We start from the raw sequence: 16,736 nt of genomic DNA, 5'->3' as shown, positions 1-16,736 counted from the left end.
TTTTATGTGAGAAACTTTCTGTTCGGGATGGAGCCAATGCTACCTGCTAATCAAGCTGAAGCAATAATTTTAGGATTGGTGCGATCGCTCAATCCTCAGCAAAATATAGAAACTCTCGATTTGCTCTGTGCCAATGGTCGCATCCTGGCAACCCCGGTCAGCAGCGCTCTCGACTTTCCTCATTGGGATAACTCGGCAATGGATGGCTATGCAGTGCGGTACGAAGATGTGCAACATTGTGGCGATCGCCCCATCACGCTAAAAATAATTGAAGAAATTCCGGCGGGTTACCTTCCTCAGAAAACGGTACAAGCTGGACAAGCGGCTCGAATCTTAACCGGGTCGATGATGCCAGATGGAGCCGACACGATCGTTATTCAAGAAGAAACTCAGCGGGAAAGCAATTCTGTCACCATTCTTTCTGCTCCCAAACCTCAAGCCTTTGTTCGTCACCGTGCCGAATTTTATAAGGCAGGTGGTTCTTTACTGCAACCCGGAACCGTTCTAGGTGCTTCGGATATTGCTGTTCTGGCGGCAGCGCAGTGTGTCAAAGTTGCAGTTTACCGTCGTCTGCGGGTGGCAATTCTTTCCACAGGTAGCGAATTGGTCGCCCCTGATCAGCCATTGCAACCGGGACAAATTGTTGACTCTAATCAATATGCGTTGGCGGCTTTAGTGGCAAGTGCAGGAGCCGAACCTATCCTTCTAGGCATCGTGCCCGATCAGCCCGATGAACTAAAGGCGGCTATGGCGATCGCGCTTCGGTCTACAGATATGGTGTTGTCTTCAGGTGGAGTCTCGGTGGGCGACTATGATTATGTGGATCAAATTCTGGCAGATTTGGGCGCAGAAATTCACATTCGCGCAGTTGCCGTCAAACCTGGAAAACCTTTAACTGTTGCCACGTTCCAAAATTTAAACCCTGAAAATCCTGTCCTTTATTTTGGCTTACCGGGCAATCCTGTTTCGGCAATGGTGACTTTCTGGCGATTTGTTTTACCCGCTCTTAAGAAAATGTCGGGGCGATCGGCAGGGTGGGAACCGATGTTTGTGAAAGGGCGATCGCTCCAAGAGTTGCGTTCTGATGGCAAGCGTGAAACCTATCTTTGGGGGCAGGTTAGTCTAGTTCAAGGCGAATATCAATTTCAGCTTGCAGGCGGCTCCCATAGTTCTGGAAATTTAATTAACTTGGCTCAAACCAATGGTTTAGCGATGATTCCTATGGAACAAACGGCGATCGCGGCTGGAGCCGAGGTCAGCATTTTACAAGTCGGCTAGGGACATTATTAAGAAATCAGCGATCGGCGCGATCGAAAAATTGGTGCGCTGGAGCGGTTGCTTGCTATACTAAAGTGCGTTTGCCGATGTAGCTCAGTGGTAGAGCATTCGATTCGTAATCGAACGGTCGTGAGTTCAACTCTCATCATCGGCTTGTAGGAATAGAGTGAAAATTATGAACCGCATCACCCTAAGATCGCATATTGGTAACGATGGTCTTTTGACGATTCGTCTACCCGATATGAGGGATACGGATGTTGAGGTTACTATTGTCTATCAAATTAGTCAGCCTCATGTCTCTGAAGCTGTATCTTTGTCCCAGTTTTACGGATGCATCCAAGATGATTCATTGATTAGATATCCTCAAGGCGAGCAGCCTGAACGGGAAAGCTTGGAATGAATTATCTTCTTGATACAAACGTTTGCATCATATATTTGAAGGGCAAAAATTTGAACTTGAAGCAGGAGCTTGAAGCGGTTAATATCCAAGAGATCGCAATCTGTTCCATTGTCAAAGCGGAGCTTTGCTTTGGAGCGATGAAAAGTGCTAATCCAGAACGCAACTTCGCTCTACAACAAAAGTTTTCGAGTCAATTTGTCTCTCTCCCTTTTGATGACTCCGCAGCTACTATTTTTGGGATAGTCCGAGCGCAGTTAGAGACTAAAGGCACGCCCATTGGAGCTTATGATTTGCAGATTGCGGCGATCGCGCTGGTCAATAATTTAACATTGGTGACGCACAACACACGAGAATTTGAGCGAGTTGATGGTTTGCAGATTGAGGATTGGGAGGTTGAGGTTTGAGTACAGAAGCGATCGCAGGAGAGCGGTTTTCAATCAGGGTTATTTCATTCTGAATAAGGCTCGCCTTTCTATGGAATAGAATCTCGTTTCCTTTTTAATTAGGTAAAGGCTGGGTCAGAATTATCAATGTAATTAAAATAATCACGAGGTAAGGAAGGTTTGCCCAAGACTTGAAGGCATCCAAATATTGTTTCAAAGCTTGAAGACGACTGATTTTATCTGGCTTTAGGAAGTTACCTTTTAATCTGATCATTAATTGAGGCGTTTCAGGCTCAAACCCCATAATGACTCGCGCTAGTCTATTAAAGTTATCTCGAAATCGCCGCTCCAGTAGCAGATAATAGATATCTAGCAATCCAAACATTACGAAGGAAATGAGTGCAAGGACAAACAAGGGTCGGACTTTATGGGTAAAGCCGAAACCTACTAGAGCAGACCAAATTCCAATACCCACTTGTTTAACTGTGAGAGAACTATTCGCCATACGGGTAATAATTCCCTGCAACATCTCGCTTTGCTTAATTAAGAACTCACGGTTGACTGTCACTATGTTTTGATTCTTATCTGTCATAGTAGGGTTACAAAGCTTAGTGGTTAGTATTTAGGAAATCATAAGCGTTAAGCTCAACTCTAATCTGACGAGGACTGATTTCACGAGAAGCCGGACAACCACGCAGTATCCGAGTGCTGTTACCCCGCGATCGCCTCCCCAGCTTAGAGGATGACGGATGCGATCGCCGATTTGCTGACTCACATCATTTCTCAATCTTCAGCAAAGCACGAAAACCAGCTTGAATGAAGTGTTTATCATGAGCGATCGCGTCAGTAATACCGTAATGCGACATGATTAAAAAAGAGGAACAATCCGTTAGACTCCATGCTTTATCGGAACGCTGATTGTAGAGCGTGAGAGCGTTCTCAAAGAGATGCGAGTCTACATGAATAACCTGAGTAGAACGGCTGGTTTGAAGTTGGTTAACGAACTGTCCAGCAGTGTGTCGGAAGAAAGCCCCGCGATCGCTGAAGTCATTCAAGAGTTCAATTAAAATCAGTTCTGACGTAAGAATTGTTTGACGGGTCAGAGTTTGGGTAAGACGAATCGCTTGAGAATGTAGTTGATCACCAGGGTTGAGTAAGGCAATAAAGTAACCCGTATCGGCGAAGAGAGCGTTCACAGTTGATGATGCCTTTTTTGATACTGGTCAAAATTTATGGCGAGGTCGCTAGGGAGCGCTGACCACTCTTCGGGTGAAACTGTGTTACGAATTTGCTCAGCGATCGCCCAAAGGGGAATATCTTCGGGCTGAGGCGGCGGGTTGAGAGGAGGGAGAGATAGCGAAGTGGCTTGGATACGAATTTGGAGTAGAGTCAGTAGTTCTTCTAAAACAGATTCAGGCGCAGTCTCGATCGCCTCTAGCAGTTGCTGTTTTGTAGATGACATGACGTGCTCTAACCTCTCGTTTATTTCAATTTAACCTTACCTCAAATTCTATCTCTTCTAACGCTGCGATCCTGTGCTAAATCGAGATTTCGCCTGCGCCTAGGAAACATCCTCTGGACAATGATCTCTACTTCACTCAAATCAAGAAATCCTAACGTCATATCGATCGCTTGAGTTTTATGTAATGCAAAAGATTTTCGTAAACATACGAATCAATTGATTCCGTACCGTAATTCTTGCATGGGTTCTAATCTAGATTTTGTTCACACTGCCGAAAAAGCGATCGCAGCAGTCCCAGTAAAATCGGCATTCCCCCAACGCCATAGAGCAGCGACTCATAAACCTCACCCGTCACCAACAGCTTATAAAACTTCCACCCCTCCCCATTCGTCACAATCCCATAAGTATCAATCACCTTTCCCAATTGCCGATGCCCCCATTGGCAAGCCTGCATCTCCACCAAACACTGTGCGGTTCCCTGCTCGAAATCATCCTTCTTTGCTTCAATCACACAGACAAATGGTGCTTCCAGATAGGCTCGACGCTTAGCAATCAAATAGTCGGCATTACCACAAACCCCTTCCCCTTCCAGATAAGCTCCCTTCCACACCTTGAGCCGCTGAAACCCTTCCAATCCCTCTTCACAGATAGCATCAATCAGCAGCGGTTTAGAACCTTCCAGACTTTCTAAGTCAAACTGCTGAAGCCGTTCTAACCGTTGCCTAAAGAAATCGCTAATCGGCACAGGTTCTGCTGCGATCGTCCATCGCTGTAATTCATTCACGCCCAACTGCTTAAACGCTTCTTTGTAAGTAAAACTGGAGAAACTCTTCTTACGTTCTTGAGTCGCCTGGGTCATCGGGCTGATCCTCATCTGTAGGTTCACTCAGCCCATTGTATAGCTTTGGCATAGCCTCAATTATCACTTTTTCTTTCCCCGATTCTTCTTCCGCGACTCCTTCTGCTGCTTCCGCTTTGCCTTCGTCTTTGATTTTTTCGATGCCCCCCCAAAGCCTTCAGATTCTGGAAACGGGGAATACCGCTCTCGCCTGCTAGGCTCATTTGGTAGGAGGTTAAATCGTTTTAAGGGCACTTCTGCACGGGTTTTCAACCCTAGAGAAACCTGCACCTCATCCCAATCGCCCATAATAGACTCATCGACACAATTGAGTTGAAAGGCTTGCTCAATGACCGCCGCAGACTCTATCGCGTTTAATTCAACAAGCACGTCAACCAGAAAAGCATTTAGCTCTGACGTGTTGTTAGTAAAAGCCTGGAGTTGCCGAGTTACGCCCTCAATGCACTGAAGACGGCTATCGGGATATTGTTGCCCAATCTCTAGCAAAGAACGAGCCGCTGTACCGCGTGGAAAATCTGCCTGCGTCGCATCACTCAAAAAATCAACTAATGCCGGGATTGCTGCTACGCCGATCGCCTTAAACACATCTGGGAATTCTTCATTAATCCACTCCCACCAAGCTTCGTCATCGCCCCAACGACCCAAGGCAGAAACTAGAGCCGGAATTGCAGCTTCTGCCTTTAGTTCTGATACCATTCGCCACGCATGAACGACTGCCCAATAATCATCCTCTTCCGATTCTGATTGGTACAAAGACTCATCCGACAGCATTTGAATTAAGTCAGGAACGTGGTCAGAGGTAATGCCAAGATTCAGATAACCAGACCAGTCGCCGATACTGTCGTGAGCGCCGCCGTAGGAGAAGAGTTGATCTACCGGGGGTGAGTATTGGGAAGTCATCATAAACTCTGGGGGTTACTGTATTCAGAGGTTGCTGTATTTAGAATAGATTAGCCCAGAAACTCTGCTCAGATTTGATTGGAAAAACAGGCATAATAATGTACTATATTTGTACTATTCTTGTTATTTGCAATGCTTTACCAATCTTGTAGCTCGGTGGGTGACAGCTATGAAAAACATACGATCGAACTTTTCTCTGATTCTGATGCGATCGAGAAAAGAGATGCGGAGGACCATCCATCTGACCAGCCTGAGTACTATTATTTGAACCTGCAAGTAGAATGGGCGATCGCACACGAGGAACTGCATGAAACGAACGATTCCCTGACCAAAATAACTCGTCAAATAGAAACTGAACTATGGTCGGGTGCAGAGTGGACAGTTCTTTAACAATGGTTTGCACATTGGTTTGCACATTGGATTGAAACTTTGAATCTTTAGCGTCAATTGTAGTCAAAACTCAGTCTTTTGTTGCAAAGAGGGATCAATTCACTAAGAGAGTTGCAATTAAATAACGCTCCGAATTGCCCCCTAAATCCTCCATTCTGGGGGACTTCCGAACCTTTCTAAGTCCCCCATTCTGGGAGATTTAGGGGGCTGAAAAGTTAATGCATCTCACTGGTTTTCTTCACGCAACTCCCTAAAGATCTCTTTGAAATCCTGCTCTCCATTCGGCACCGTAGAAACCGATCGCATTTCCTCCAATTCCTTACCCATAACTTCATTACAATGGAGGGAGTTTCAGCAATGAGTTGCAACGATCGCCATTGAGTAGGAAAAATATCATGAAGTCAGGATGGAAAGTTGGGTCAATCTTTGGCATTCCTGTATACCTTGACCCGTCATGGTTCTTTATTGTGGCGTTCTTTACCTATCTCTACGGTTCGACGTGGCGATCGACTCCTTGGGGCGCAGCTGGGACTGCCTGGATTGCTGGGTTAGTGATGGCGCTGGCACTCTTTGGCTCGGTGCTACTGCATGAGATTGGGCATAGTTTGGTGGCGCGATCGCAGGGAATTACAGTCAATTCGATTACACTGTTTCTATTTGGTGGCATTGCCTCTATTGATCAAGAATCTAAAACGCCGATGCAGGCATTCCAAGTGGCGATCGCGGGCCCTGCTGTGAGCTTCAGTCTCTTCATCATCTTCGCCATCATTGGTGCTACCTTTTCCCTTGCTGCTCCTGCTGAAGCGGTTGTAGGACAGCTAGCAGGACTCAATTTCATTCTGACTCTTTTTAATATGATTCCGGGTTTGCCTTTAGATGGCGGACAAGTGCTTAAAGCTGCCATTTGGAAAGCAACTGGCAGCCGCATTAAAGGCGTTCGTTGGGCAGCAAGGATTGGACAGACCTTAGGCTGGTTTGCGCTAATTTTGGGCATAGGAGCCTGTTTTACCCCGATCGGTCCTCGCTTTCTGTGGATTGCCTTAATGGGCTGGTTCGGCATTCGCAATGCTAGTGCTTATAGCAGTATTAGCGATTTACAAGAAGGGCTATTACGGCTTAAGGCAGAAGCGGCAATGAGCCGAGAATTTCGGGTGGTTGATGCTCACATGACGCTGCGGCAGTTTGCTGATAAGTATTTGTTGGATGAAGCTGAGTCGGTCACTTATTATGCCTCCTCTGAAGGACGTTACCGAGGATTGGTTCCACCTGAGGGACTGCGTGAGATAGAGCGGAGTTTGTGGGAATCTGAAACCTTGGAATGCATTATTCGACCTTTAGATACACTTCCTGCGGTGCTAGAAGCAGCGTCTCTTACTGAGGTTGTTGATTTACTAGAGTCATGCTCGCTCCGTCGCATTACGGTTCTTTCGCCTGCTGGTGCTGTTGCAGGAGTGATTGACCGGGGCGATATTGTCCGAACCCTAGCCCAAAATCTTAATATTCCTATTCCTGACGATGTGATTAAGCGAATCAAAGCAGAGGGAGAGTATCCTCCTGGATTGCAACTCCACGCGATCGCCAAATCTGCGAACTAAAGTAACACCTTCGGTGGCACCAACCAAAATAGCTCACTGTTGCTAATTGGGTCATCTAACGGCACATTGATACCCATGATCCCTGCCTTTTTTAACTTCAGTCGGTTCCGCACCTCTCCCCAAATGAGGAGCTCTGCCCATTGTCCTAGACCCGGCTCATGCCCCACGATCGCCAACGCCTTTTTATCAGCACTTTGCCACCCCTCAAACCAATTAAACCACGCTTCAAAATTTCCTTCTGGTAAAAGATCTACTGACGTTTCCAATTGCTGACTTAACCCAGTGGACTGAAGGATTTCAGCCGTTTGCAATGCCCGTGCGTAGGGACTGGTGAGGATCAACTCGAACTGCAAATCTAACTCAAGCAGGCGTTTAGCAACCTGTTTGGTTTTGCGAATACCTTCAGGCGTGAGGGGGCGATTGCCATCGTTTTCATAGGTTCCGTGTTCCCCAGCGAGTCCATGACGGATAATATAAAGCTCTGTAGTAGTCATAATATTGCGATTTGAGTGGAAGATATCGGTATATTTAATAGTCTATTTGAGTAATTTCTAGATGCTTAAGACTTTTTTATTGCGCAGTTTACTCGTTATCGTAAGCGTTTTGTCTCTGCTGCTCAACCCTTTCCCGGCTGAGGCATTTTCTTTCGCTGGGCAAACCTTGGGCGGTAAGCCCGAAACCTACGAGGAGCGATCGCTTCATCACCCCGATGGAATTGGCAAATTTTATATGGGTCGAGAAATTGCGCAAGTGATGGGGCATCAAGGGGCGGCATGGCTGGAGCGCTCTAGCCGAGGCATTGAAGAACAACCCGAAGCGGCGATCGCAGCACTTGACCTAAAACCGACGAGTGTCGTTGCTGACGTTGGCGCAGGCACCGGATACTTCAGCTTTCGGATTAGCCCCCACGTTTCTCAAGGGAAAGTGCTGGCGGTGGATGTGCAACCCGAAATGATCGAGATTCTCAACTTCCTTAAAAACGAAAATCAAGCAGATAACGTTGAACCCATTTTAGGGAGCGGCACCGATCCTAACTTGCCTGCCAATAGCGTTGACTTGGCGCTGCTGGTCGATGCCTATCACGAGTTTGAGTATCCTAAGGAAATCATGGCAGGAATCTTTAATGCCCTCAAGCCGGGTGGACAAGTGGTGCTGCTGGAATATCGGGGCGAAAATCCTTTGATTCCCATTAAGGGTCTCCATAAAATGTCGCAAAAGCAGGTTAAGAAAGAAATGCAGGCAGTAGGCTTAGCGTGGCAAGAAACGAAAGACCTGCTCCCCCAACAGCACATGATGTTTTTTCAAAAGCCTGAGCCTGCTTGATGAGCTTCAAGGCAACAGCCAAGAACCTGATAGGCTAAAGAAAAAGAGAACACGGAGAGAACTGCTATGGCTCATACAATTGTGACAAACGTTTGCGAAGGCATTGCAGACTGCGTGGATGCTTGCCCTGTCGCCTGTATTCACGACGGCCCTGGCAAAAACACTAAAGGAACCGACTGGTATTGGATTGATTTTGCAACCTGCATTGACTGCGGGATTTGTTTGCAAGTCTGCCCCGTAGAAGGGGCGATCGTGCCAGAAGAACGTCCTGATTTGCAAGCTACACCGTAGGAAGAACACTCTATGTCTACGCCGACCCTAATTATTGGAAACAAGAATTACTCCTCGTGGTCAATGCGTCCTTGGCTAGTGTTGAAGCAAGTGAACGCTGATTTTTCTGAAATCAGAATACCGCTCAATCGACCAGAGACACGCAATCAAATCTTGCGATATTCACCGACAGGCAGAGTTCCGATCTTGCAGTATGGAACGCTAAAGATATGGGATTCGTTAGCGATTTGTGAACATTTAGCAGAACGGTTTCCAGAAGGGCTGCTATGGCCTCAAGACCCAGAAAATCGGGCGATCGCGCGGGCGGTTAGTGCCGAAATGCACTCGGGTTTTCAATACCTCCGCGAGCATTTACCCATGAACTGTCGCGAGCGGTTTCCCAACTCAAGTTTTTCATCAGAAGTTCAAAACGATATCGATCGCATCAAAACGCTTTGGCGAACCTGCCGTCAGCAATATGGCACAGGTGGAAACTTTCTCTTCGGGCATTTCACCATTGCCGATACCATGTTTGCACCCGTTACTTCGCGATTCGTGACCTATGGCGTTCCGCTAGATACTATTTCTCATGCCTACGTAGAGACTATTTGGGCGCTTCCCAGCATGAAACAATGGTTAGCTGAGGCGGAAGCAGAAGCAGAACACATTGAGACTTCTAAACCCTAAAGACGTTCAGCTTAAGCTTTGAACTGTCTACCAAGGTAAGTCTTTACCGAGGTAAGTCTTCTAAGAGCCGCACTTCTATAACTTGGTTAGGTTGAATAACGGCAGTCTGCGGATCTGAGACGAGAACACTGCCTGCTCCTGAAAGAGCGCCTAAGGCAACCCCTGCCAATACGCCTATCCCAGTCGTTAATCCTAGCAAAAGACCAACCACTGCCCCCGCAGCAGAGTTACGAACAATTCGGTTGCCAGAAGCCTCCTCACGTCCGCCGCCCAGGAAGTCTGATTCGGCAGAAACAGGACGGTTCTCTCCCTGGATCCGAATCGATCGCGCGATAAACTGACTGCCATCGCTATTGCTTTCAAACCTCCCAATTACTTGGCTATCGACCGGAACCAGCAGATTGCCTGCCCGATCGCGCACATTTTGAGCCAGAAATAAAACTTCGTCTTGGGGCTCGGTTGTTAGATCTAAAGGGGTGTCTTGAGGATAGTAGAGGCTTAACTCAGTATCAGCAGGAATCAACGTATTGAAGGTGGCATCGACTGAAAGCTCAGTGATTGGCGGCGCAGAATTTGTGGAACTATCGTTCGGGCGATCGGGAATAACTGTGGGCTCCTGAGGGGGAGTGGGTTCCTGAGTCGGCTGGGCTGATGGCGTATCTACTGGGCTACCTGGGAGCGGTTGTCCAAAAGGAATAGAATCATTAGCAGCCAGAGTCATAGGGGCTACTGGGGGATTGAGGGCTGGGACGTTGACTGTTCTAGCGACAGGAGGCGTAAATGTGGCAGGAGGTAAGGCTGGAGCGATCGGGGGCTGCTGTGAGGCAGGTTGGGGAGTAGATTGTGCAACAGACTGACGTTCAACTCGTCGAGCTTCTTGTCGATCTCGGCGGGCTTGGCGAGCCCCTCTGCTAGCCGATCGTCGATCGCTGGCAGAAGGGCGAGTACGCGGTTCTTCAGGAGGATTTTCTACGGGGATAGAGACTGCTCCAGGAGAAACGGGAGGCAAGCTCGCTGACTCAGGCACCGCAACTGTAGAAGGGCTTGGGGCGATCGGAGCAAGCGCAGGCGGTAAGCCAGTTGGAATCGTACTCACCTCCGAGCGGAGTAAGGGAGTAGGAGCAGGGCTAATGATAGAAGGAGGGGCGATAGCAGTCGGTGCAGGCTGGGCGGGTTCAGAGGCAGTAATGGGCGAGGCGGCATCGGCAACCAGTGGGCGAAGCGTCCAACGCTGTGCGCCTTGCTCAACAGAGCCAACTTTTTCGAGTTGGACTTGTCCTGGCGCTAGGACAGTATCAGGAGAAAGCTGAAGGACAATGCGTGCTAAATCTGGCTGAAATTGCGCGACACGAATTTGTTGAATCGCTCCGCCATAGCTGCCTTCAGTGGGAACTGCCCCAACTTGAGTGCTGGGTAAATCTAAAACAATACGGGCGGGTTCTGCAACTAAGAAGTAGCGAGGCTGAACGCCTGCCGGGAGTAAAACTTCTAACTGATTAGTATTGGGATTAAAGCTCCAATTGCTGAGGGTAGCAGCTTGGGCAGCAGTTGCAGTGAAGGCGATCGCGCCCATAGCTCCCAAAATCTCTACCGCAACGATTCCAGGGCTACCGATCGCTGTCATTAGCCCAAGGCTCAGCCAAAACTTTTGTCCCGTAGCGCTCCGCATAGCGTCCTCACGACTGATTAACTCTAGGTCTATTTTTCAAGTCCTAAAGGTTATATCATCTTGCCAAAAAGTTGACACGTTTCTTAGAAAAGAATTTCAGTTTTGTCACGATAAATTGAAGCGATCGCTTCATACCTGCACGCGCGAACGTCGAATCTCACTGCCAATCGTTACATTAATTTGAGCGCCAATCAACAGCGCCAATGAACTCATATAGAGCCAAAGTAATAGAACAATTACGGCTCCAACTACGCCATAAACCTGATTGGTGCCAACGAACCGAACAGCAATGCGCAGCACATTAGAAAGAATTGCCCAGAAAATTGCCGCTAAAACCGCTCCTGGCATAATGGGTTGCCCTGGGTTCCATCGACTAGGGCCAAAGCGATAAATGAAGGCAAACAATACTGCCATCGTCGCCAAGGCTAAGGGAAAACTTAGCAGCCACCAAAGGGCAAGCAAATTGCCTGAAAAAACGCCGCTTTGGTTGGCGATCGCCCGAACAATAATATCGCTGACAAAAATTAGGGTAGCAGCTAGCATCAGCATCAAAATGGCACTCACTGTCAGCAAAATAGCAATGGGTCTTGCTTTCCAGAACGGACGCTTGAGTTTGCGAGGCGTTTGATGGATTTCGTCGAGAGCAGCCATGGCAGTCGTTAAAGCACCCGATGCCGACCAAACAGCAAAGATAAAGCTTAAAGAAAACAACCCGCCGTTTTGACTAGCGCTAATCTGCTCGGCAATGTTTGTGACTAAACTAAGCGCTTCAACAGGTGCAACTTCGCTAATTCTCCCTGCAAAGTTTTGAAATGTTGTTTGAAGGGGCTTAAATAAGCCGATCGCGGTTAAGACTGCCAGCATGGTTGGGAAAAGAGCCAGCATCGCGTTGTACGCCATTTCTGATGCCAAACCTGAGAGGCGGCGGCGATTAGAGGCAACAATGACTTTGCGTAGGGTTTTGGGTGTGAAGTGATGAAAGAAACTACCCCACCTGCCCGTTGATTTGCCCATTGGTTACTCTATTCTCATGGGATGTTTGACAGTAAATGTAGTCCACTCATTTTGACTATCAACAGCGATCGCTGCCTGTAATTGCTTAACCAGGTTATAAACCAATGCTAAACCCAACCCTGTTCCCCCTTGACTCCAAGGATCGGCGTTAGGGCAGCGATAGAATTTATCAAACACTTTAGCTAACTCTGCTTGAGGAATTTGGGCGTAGTTGCCAACTTGAAAGATAACGGTAGGGGGCTCGGTCGGTTCGTAAGTAACGCTTAGACAAATTTTGCCGCCAGGAACAGTATATTTGCAGGCATTGTTCAGTAGCTCAAATAGAATTCGCTGCAAGATGATGATATCGGAAAATAAGGTGGGCAAGTTTTCAGGTAAATCTAAGATAAAGGTTTGCTCACGGGTAATGAATTGAGCCTGGAAAGGTTCGACTAATTCTAGCAACCATTCTTGTAGGCGTAAGGGCTGGAGCGCAAGCGGGTGTAGACGTAAGGGTTGAAGAGCGATCGCGCAGGAAGCTCCTTCTAACCGCTGAAATTCCAGGAGGTCGTTGATCAAGTTAGATTCGCGCAAAGATTGCTCCTCTAAAATATCCAGGTATCGAGTGCGCTTTTCTTCGGTGGGCGCTAATCTTAACATTTTGATCGCCATTTTGACGTTGGCGAGAGGTGTGCGGAGCTCGTGAGAGACGGTGCTGAGGAATTCGTCTTTGAGTCGGTTGAGCTTTTCAAGTTCTTGGACTTGCACCTGGGAAGCTTGATAGAGACGAGCTTGACGAATGGCGATCGCGCATTGGTTTGCCACTTGCTCAACCAAGCGAATTTCAAACTCTTTGTAGATATAGTCTTCGTGATGGATTAACCAAAGGTCGCCCAAAACGGTTTGTTCCATGCTTTCCGCCGACTCAACATCAACAAAAATGGGACAAGCCAATGTCGAAACCCTGCCGCGATCGGGGTTGGGCAGAAGCGAACAAAACTGAAAGTACTGTCCCTGCCGAAGTTGTTGGTAAGCTTCAGGAAAGTTTGCCATTTGCGCCACTCTTCCCCAATAGGTGGGAATGGAGTGAATGTACTCATAGCGAATAGTCGAGGTGCCTTCTGCCCAATCGTAGAGCGAGGCATTACAGCCGCCCAGCTTCAGCCCTAAGGTCAGTTCTTCGACTGCTGCCTGAAGAATTTGAGTTTCGTCTAAAGAATCGCGAACTTTGTCAGTGATCCGACGCAGAACCGATTCAAAGTCAAGCGATCGCTTTAACTCAACAGTCTGCTCTTGCACTTGCACGTTAAGCTGTTTGGCTTCTTGATAAAGAGCAGCTTGTTGCAAGGCGATCGCCACTTCTATCGAAAGTTGCTGCAAAGCTTCTGCCTCAAAAGTTTTCCAGTGACGGATTTGGTTTATTTGGTAAGCACAAATAATGCCAAGTAACTCACCTTCCCCCTGAATCACAGTAATCAGCGCTGCTTTTGCCCGATGCTGCTGCATCAAGCGATAGATCTCGACAGGACAGTCTTTTGATTGATAATCGTCAATAATAAATAAAGATAACTGGTGAAAAATTTTGTTGAGGTCTTGGGCTGTGGCTTGATCAACCGGGTCAAACAAGATAGAAACGCTGCTATGGGGCGTAGATTCAATAGCGGCGATCGCTTCTTCCGAGGTTTGAAAGCGATAAAGCACTGCACCATCGACCCCAAACAGTTGCCGAACAGTTTCTACCGCTTGCTTCAAAACTTCATTAGGGTGCAAAGCCTGCCGAAAATTCTGAGCGATTCTACCCATGTTGCGATAACAGTTTAGCTCTTCGACTACTTGATGATAAGCCGCCATACTATTATCAAGATGATGCAATTGGGTCGCTGAGCGCGATGTTTGTATGGTTGTAATTTCTTCAATGTTTCCACTCATTGCCATACTCTTTGTTCCTGATGCCTTGGAAACCAAACCCAGTTTCTCTTTAATTTTGATGCTGACCGCAATCGCCTATTAGTGTCAAGAATAGGGTGCGGTTGAGTAAAAAGCGAACATTGCGATTTTATACTACAAATTTTTAATCATTTTTCACTATCCAAAGAGATAACTAGCCGTTAGTGTTCCCTAAATAAAACTTAAAAAACATGGGGATAACTCGGCGGTTATCCCCATGTTTGGAAAAAATCAGTCTTAATGGTGAGGCAAGGTTAACTCGCAACACTCTCGATCAAGTGCCAATGACGATTTTCGGCGATCGCTTGATTCACCAAGTTGAAAATTTGCCGACAATGATTGTTACTCTTTAGCGGCAATTCTTCATTTTTGACCACAAAATTCATTTTGACTTCTGCATTCGGAGTCTGAGGTTGATCAATCAGAACTTCCACAGTTACTAATTTTGCGTAAGAAACATGCCCCGGTAGTTCGCGGGCAACCCAGTAATCTTCCGAAGCATAAATTACATCTAGGCTACAGGAACACAGAATATCAGTGAGCAGTTGCCGGAAGCGATCTAGCGACACTGCGACAGTATAAAGACTGGTATAACGAGCCATAGGCAACCCCGACGGTTAACTTGTAGGTTTTCTAGTCATGATTGACTCATTTTCAGATCTATCGCCAAGATGCAGTAGTAAAACCCTAGCGTAAATTGCCGGATTTGATCAATGCCGATTTTAAGCAGCTTCTTGCGCCTGTAGCATCGAGTACCTTAAGTGAGTCAAGTTAAATACTGGATTAGCCTGTCAAAACAGGCTAATCTTGCATCTGCTTTAGAAGTTCGTATGCCATGAGCATTTTCCCGGAAAATTTTATTTCTTGCTGTTGTCATCTAGACTACTTTGGCATTAATTTCTATATTTGCGAATAACTCAAAAAGGAATGTTCATGCAGGGTCGATTGCTAGTGTTTGAAGGGGTCGAAGGCTGTGGCAAAACAACACAGGTGAAGCGATCGCAAGTTTGGCTCACAGAGTTGCTTAGAAGTAACAAGGCTTTGAGTTCTATGCCACTTATTGTGACTCGAGAACCGGGCGGCACAGATTTATGCCAGTCTATTCGACAATTACTGCTAACTCCTTCTACTCAAGAACCAATGCAGGATCGAACAGAGCTATTGCTTTATGCAGCGGATCGGGCGCAGCATGTGGAAGGGCTACTGAAACCCCAGCTTGCCCTAGGAGCGCTGATTCTGTGCGATCGCTACACCGACTCCACTATTGCGTATCAGGGGTATGGTCGGGGCTTAGATCGGTCACTGATTGACCAATTGAATCAAATTGCGACAGGTGGACTACAGAGCGACTTAACACTGTGGTTAGATGTGGACGTGGAAATTGGCTTAGCTCGGGCGCAGCAGCGAGGAGGGCGCGATCGCATTGAACAAGCGACGATTGCCTTTCACCAGCGCGTTCAACAAGGCTTTACCCAGCTTGCCCAAGCCTATCCTCAGCGCATTGTCCGCATTGATGCCAGCCGCACGGAGGCAGAGGTCTTTGACCAAGTACAGGCAGTTTTAGCAACCCGAATTAAAACCTGGTGCGAATCATGACCGCCTTTTCTACCCTGATTGGACAATCCCAGGCGGTAGAACTCTTGAGCAGCGCGATCGCTCAAAACCGTGTTGCACCCGCCTATCTCTTTGCCGGAGCACCTGGCGTAGGGCGCAGCCTTGCCGCTCGAGACTTTGCGGGACTTCTACTGGCTCCTCTCAATCAGGGGGGGCAGTCCTCAAAAAATATTTCAACCCGCGCCCAGCAAAGCAACCATCCTGATTTATTTTGGGTAGAACCGACTTATCTGCACCAGGGCAAGCGCCTCTCGGCAGCAGAAGCAGTGGAACAAGGGGTCAAGCGCAAATCGCCGCCCGAGATTCGTTTGGAGCAAGTGCGAGAGGTGGCGCGGTTTCTGGGTCGTCCGCCCCTTGAAGCGCCACGATCGGTGGTGGTGTTAGAGGATGCCGAAACGATGGCAGAGGCGGCAGCGAATGGGCTGTTGAAGACTTTGGAGGAGCCAGGCAGGGCAACGCTAATTTTGATTGCGCCCAGTGCGGAGAGTTTACTACCAACCTTGGTGTCTCGGTGCCAGCGCATTCCGTTTCGACGGTTGGACAGGGAGGCGATCGCTCAAGTGCTAAACCAGACGGGTCATGGCGAAATTTTGCAGCATCCAGAAGTGATGGCGCTGGCGCAGGGCAGTCCCGGCGAGGCGATCGCCCAATGGCAACAAATCCAAGCAATCCCGCCGGAGCTTCTAGAAGCAGTCTCTCAGCCGCCTAGGTCGCTGCGAAGTGCCCTCGACCTGGCTCGGCAAATTGTTCAATCGTTAGATACCGAATCGCAGCTTTGGCTATTGGACTACCTGCAATATCACTACTGGGAAACCCATCGTCAGCCTGCTTATTTACATTATTTGGAGAAAGCTCGTCGTTATCTGTTGCAATATGTGCAGCCGCGTTTGGTCTGGGAAGTAACGTTTTTAGGAATGCAAGGTGAGAATGATCATTTCTGAACCTGTAAAAGAATAAACACATCAC

21 protein-coding genes and 1 tRNA gene are annotated in these 16,736 nt (G+C 47.7%); 11 read left to right on the top strand and 11 right to left on the bottom strand.

The features are described 5' to 3' along the window. The first annotated feature begins 36 nt into the window (after positions 1–36). The 4 genes from KME11_14395 to KME11_14380 all read left to right on the top strand — a co-directional run bounded on the left by KME11_14395 (position 37) and on the right by KME11_14380 (position 2,082). Positions 37–1,278 (top strand): molybdopterin molybdotransferase MoeA, encoded by a 1,242-nt coding sequence (locus KME11_14395; protein MBW4516396.1) that lies wholly within the window; start codon positions 37–39, stop codon positions 1,276–1,278. A gap of 82 nt (positions 1,279–1,360) precedes the next feature. Continuing rightward, positions 1,361–1,432 (top strand) — tRNA-Thr (locus KME11_14390). A gap of 21 nt (positions 1,433–1,453) precedes the next feature. After that, positions 1,454–1,678: a hypothetical protein gene (locus KME11_14385; protein MBW4516395.1), complete on the top strand. Its 225-nt coding sequence runs from the start codon at positions 1,454–1,456 to the stop codon at positions 1,676–1,678. Then, complete coding sequence (locus KME11_14380; protein ID MBW4516394.1) at positions 1,675–2,082, top strand: type II toxin-antitoxin system VapC family toxin; 408 nt, start codon at positions 1,675–1,677, stop codon at positions 2,080–2,082. The genes KME11_14385 and KME11_14380 overlap by 4 nt, the downstream gene beginning before the upstream one ends. A gap of 94 nt (positions 2,083–2,176) precedes the next feature. On the opposite strand, the gene KME11_14375 is transcribed toward KME11_14380, so the two are convergent. The 6 genes from KME11_14375 to KME11_14350 all read right to left on the bottom strand — a co-directional run bounded on the left by KME11_14375 (position 2,177) and on the right by KME11_14350 (position 5,285). Beyond that, on the bottom strand, positions 2,177–2,653 hold the full coding sequence (locus KME11_14375; GenBank protein MBW4516393.1) for a hypothetical protein: 477 nt from the start codon (positions 2,651–2,653) through the stop codon (positions 2,177–2,179). A 30-nt stretch (positions 2,654–2,683) separates the two neighbouring features. Further along, positions 2,684–2,836, bottom strand: a complete 153-nt coding sequence (locus KME11_14370) for a hypothetical protein (GenBank protein MBW4516392.1) — start codon at positions 2,834–2,836, stop codon at positions 2,684–2,686. A gap of 1 nt (position 2,837) precedes the next feature. Continuing rightward, entirely contained in the window at positions 2,838–3,257 is a 420-nt protein-coding gene (locus tag KME11_14365) for a PIN domain-containing protein (GenBank protein MBW4516391.1), read from the bottom strand. Further along, positions 3,254–3,523: a hypothetical protein gene (locus tag KME11_14360; GenBank protein ID MBW4516390.1), complete on the bottom strand. Its 270-nt coding sequence runs from the start codon at positions 3,521–3,523 to the stop codon at positions 3,254–3,256. The genes KME11_14365 and KME11_14360 overlap by 4 nt, the downstream gene beginning before the upstream one ends. Before the next feature lie 247 nt (positions 3,524–3,770). Beyond that, complete coding sequence (locus KME11_14355; GenBank protein MBW4516389.1) at positions 3,771–4,382, bottom strand: hypothetical protein; 612 nt, start codon at positions 4,380–4,382, stop codon at positions 3,771–3,773. A 63-nt stretch (positions 4,383–4,445) separates the two neighbouring features. Beyond that, on the bottom strand, positions 4,446–5,285 hold the full coding sequence (locus KME11_14350; protein MBW4516388.1) for a DUF1186 domain-containing protein: 840 nt from the start codon (positions 5,283–5,285) through the stop codon (positions 4,446–4,448). 129 nt (positions 5,286–5,414) lie between these two features. Here KME11_14350 and KME11_14345 point away from each other — a divergent pair, with 129 nt between their 5' ends. Next, complete coding sequence (locus KME11_14345; GenBank protein ID MBW4516387.1) at positions 5,415–5,672, top strand: hypothetical protein; 258 nt, start codon at positions 5,415–5,417, stop codon at positions 5,670–5,672. Between the two features lie 395 nt (positions 5,673–6,067). Further along, positions 6,068–7,267, top strand: coding sequence for a site-2 protease family protein (locus tag KME11_14340; GenBank protein ID MBW4516386.1), 1,200 nt, complete (start codon positions 6,068–6,070; stop codon positions 7,265–7,267). On the opposite strand, the gene sixA is transcribed toward KME11_14340, so the two are convergent. After that, positions 7,264–7,761: a phosphohistidine phosphatase SixA gene (gene sixA, locus KME11_14335; protein MBW4516385.1), complete on the bottom strand. Its 498-nt coding sequence runs from the start codon at positions 7,759–7,761 to the stop codon at positions 7,264–7,266. The two genes, KME11_14340 and sixA, sit on opposite strands and share 4 nt — an antisense overlap. A 61-nt stretch (positions 7,762–7,822) precedes the next feature. Here sixA and KME11_14330 point away from each other — a divergent pair, with 61 nt between their 5' ends. The 3 genes from KME11_14330 (at position 7,823) to KME11_14320 (ending at position 9,547) form a co-directional block, all read left to right on the top strand. Beyond that, positions 7,823–8,590, top strand: a complete 768-nt coding sequence (locus KME11_14330; GenBank protein ID MBW4516384.1) for a methyltransferase domain-containing protein — start codon at positions 7,823–7,825, stop codon at positions 8,588–8,590. Positions 8,591–8,656: 66 nt separating this feature from the next. After that, positions 8,657–8,881, top strand: a complete 225-nt coding sequence (locus KME11_14325) for a ferredoxin family protein (GenBank protein ID MBW4516383.1) — start codon at positions 8,657–8,659, stop codon at positions 8,879–8,881. Between the two features lie 12 nt (positions 8,882–8,893). After that, positions 8,894–9,547 (top strand): glutathione S-transferase family protein, encoded by a 654-nt coding sequence (locus KME11_14320; protein ID MBW4516382.1) that lies wholly within the window; start codon positions 8,894–8,896, stop codon positions 9,545–9,547. Positions 9,548–9,590: 43 nt separating this feature from the next. Here KME11_14320 and KME11_14315 read toward each other — a convergent pair whose 3' ends face one another. The 4 genes from KME11_14315 to KME11_14300 form a co-directional block, all read right to left on the bottom strand. Next, positions 9,591–11,216 (bottom strand): AMIN domain-containing protein, encoded by a 1,626-nt coding sequence (locus KME11_14315; protein ID MBW4516381.1) that lies wholly within the window; start codon positions 11,214–11,216, stop codon positions 9,591–9,593. A 129-nt stretch (positions 11,217–11,345) separates the two neighbouring features. Beyond that, on the bottom strand, positions 11,346–12,230 hold the full coding sequence (locus KME11_14310) for a YihY/virulence factor BrkB family protein (protein MBW4516380.1): 885 nt from the start codon (positions 12,228–12,230) through the stop codon (positions 11,346–11,348). 3 nt (positions 12,231–12,233) lie between these two features. Next, positions 12,234–14,144 (bottom strand): GAF domain-containing sensor histidine kinase, encoded by a 1,911-nt coding sequence (locus KME11_14305; GenBank protein MBW4516379.1) that lies wholly within the window; start codon positions 14,142–14,144, stop codon positions 12,234–12,236. A 266-nt stretch (positions 14,145–14,410) separates the two neighbouring features. Beyond that, positions 14,411–14,758 carry a hypothetical protein gene (locus KME11_14300; protein MBW4516378.1) on the bottom strand — a complete coding sequence of 116 codons (348 nt, stop codon included), beginning with the start codon at positions 14,756–14,758 and terminating at the stop codon, positions 14,411–14,413. Between the two features lie 331 nt (positions 14,759–15,089). Between KME11_14300 and tmk the strand changes: the two genes are divergently transcribed. Continuing rightward, complete coding sequence (gene tmk / locus KME11_14295; GenBank protein ID MBW4516377.1) at positions 15,090–15,752, top strand: dTMP kinase; 663 nt, start codon at positions 15,090–15,092, stop codon at positions 15,750–15,752. Further along, positions 15,749–16,711, top strand: coding sequence for a DNA polymerase III subunit delta' (locus KME11_14290; GenBank protein ID MBW4516376.1), 963 nt, complete (start codon positions 15,749–15,751; stop codon positions 16,709–16,711). Before tmk ends, KME11_14290 begins: the two co-directional genes overlap by 4 nt. Positions 16,712–16,736: the final 25 nt, after the last annotated feature.

Origin of the sequence: Timaviella obliquedivisa GSE-PSE-MK23-08B, from assembly GCA_019358855.1 — a bacterium.
GTDB classification, from domain to species: domain Bacteria; phylum Cyanobacteriota; class Cyanobacteriia; order Elainellales; family Elainellaceae; genus Timaviella; species Timaviella obliquedivisa.
This window is presented reverse-complemented; position numbering and strand designations above follow the sequence as displayed.

Coding starts and splice junctions, on each gene's coding strand:
- KME11_14395 (MBW4516396.1), top strand. CDS start 37: ATGCTACCTGCTAATCAAGCTGAAGCAATAATTTTAGGATTGGTGCGA.
- KME11_14385 (MBW4516395.1), top strand. CDS start 1,454: ATGAACCGCATCACCCTAAGATCGCATATTGGTAACGATGGTCTTTTG.
- KME11_14380 (MBW4516394.1), top strand. CDS start 1,675: ATGAATTATCTTCTTGATACAAACGTTTGCATCATATATTTGAAGGGC.
- KME11_14375 (MBW4516393.1), bottom strand. CDS start 2,653: ATGACAGATAAGAATCAAAACATAGTGACAGTCAACCGTGAGTTCTTA.
- KME11_14360 (MBW4516390.1), bottom strand. CDS start 3,523: ATGTCATCTACAAAACAGCAACTGCTAGAGGCGATCGAGACTGCGCCT.
- KME11_14355 (MBW4516389.1), bottom strand. CDS start 4,382: ATGACCCAGGCGACTCAAGAACGTAAGAAGAGTTTCTCCAGTTTTACT.
- KME11_14350 (MBW4516388.1), bottom strand. CDS start 5,285: ATGATGACTTCCCAATACTCACCCCCGGTAGATCAACTCTTCTCCTAC.
- KME11_14345 (MBW4516387.1), top strand. CDS start 5,415: ATGCTTTACCAATCTTGTAGCTCGGTGGGTGACAGCTATGAAAAACAT.
- KME11_14340 (MBW4516386.1), top strand. CDS start 6,068: ATGAAGTCAGGATGGAAAGTTGGGTCAATCTTTGGCATTCCTGTATAC.
- sixA (MBW4516385.1), bottom strand. CDS start 7,761: ATGACTACTACAGAGCTTTATATTATCCGTCATGGACTCGCTGGGGAA.
- KME11_14330 (MBW4516384.1), top strand. CDS start 7,823: ATGCTTAAGACTTTTTTATTGCGCAGTTTACTCGTTATCGTAAGCGTT.
- KME11_14325 (MBW4516383.1), top strand. CDS start 8,657: ATGGCTCATACAATTGTGACAAACGTTTGCGAAGGCATTGCAGACTGC.
- KME11_14320 (MBW4516382.1), top strand. CDS start 8,894: ATGTCTACGCCGACCCTAATTATTGGAAACAAGAATTACTCCTCGTGG.
- KME11_14315 (MBW4516381.1), bottom strand. CDS start 11,216: ATGCGGAGCGCTACGGGACAAAAGTTTTGGCTGAGCCTTGGGCTAATG.
- KME11_14310 (MBW4516380.1), bottom strand. CDS start 12,230: ATGGGCAAATCAACGGGCAGGTGGGGTAGTTTCTTTCATCACTTCACA.
- KME11_14305 (MBW4516379.1), bottom strand. CDS start 14,144: ATGGCAATGAGTGGAAACATTGAAGAAATTACAACCATACAAACATCG.
- KME11_14300 (MBW4516378.1), bottom strand. CDS start 14,758: ATGGCTCGTTATACCAGTCTTTATACTGTCGCAGTGTCGCTAGATCGC.
- tmk (MBW4516377.1), top strand. CDS start 15,090: ATGCAGGGTCGATTGCTAGTGTTTGAAGGGGTCGAAGGCTGTGGCAAA.
- KME11_14290 (MBW4516376.1), top strand. CDS start 15,749: ATGACCGCCTTTTCTACCCTGATTGGACAATCCCAGGCGGTAGAACTC.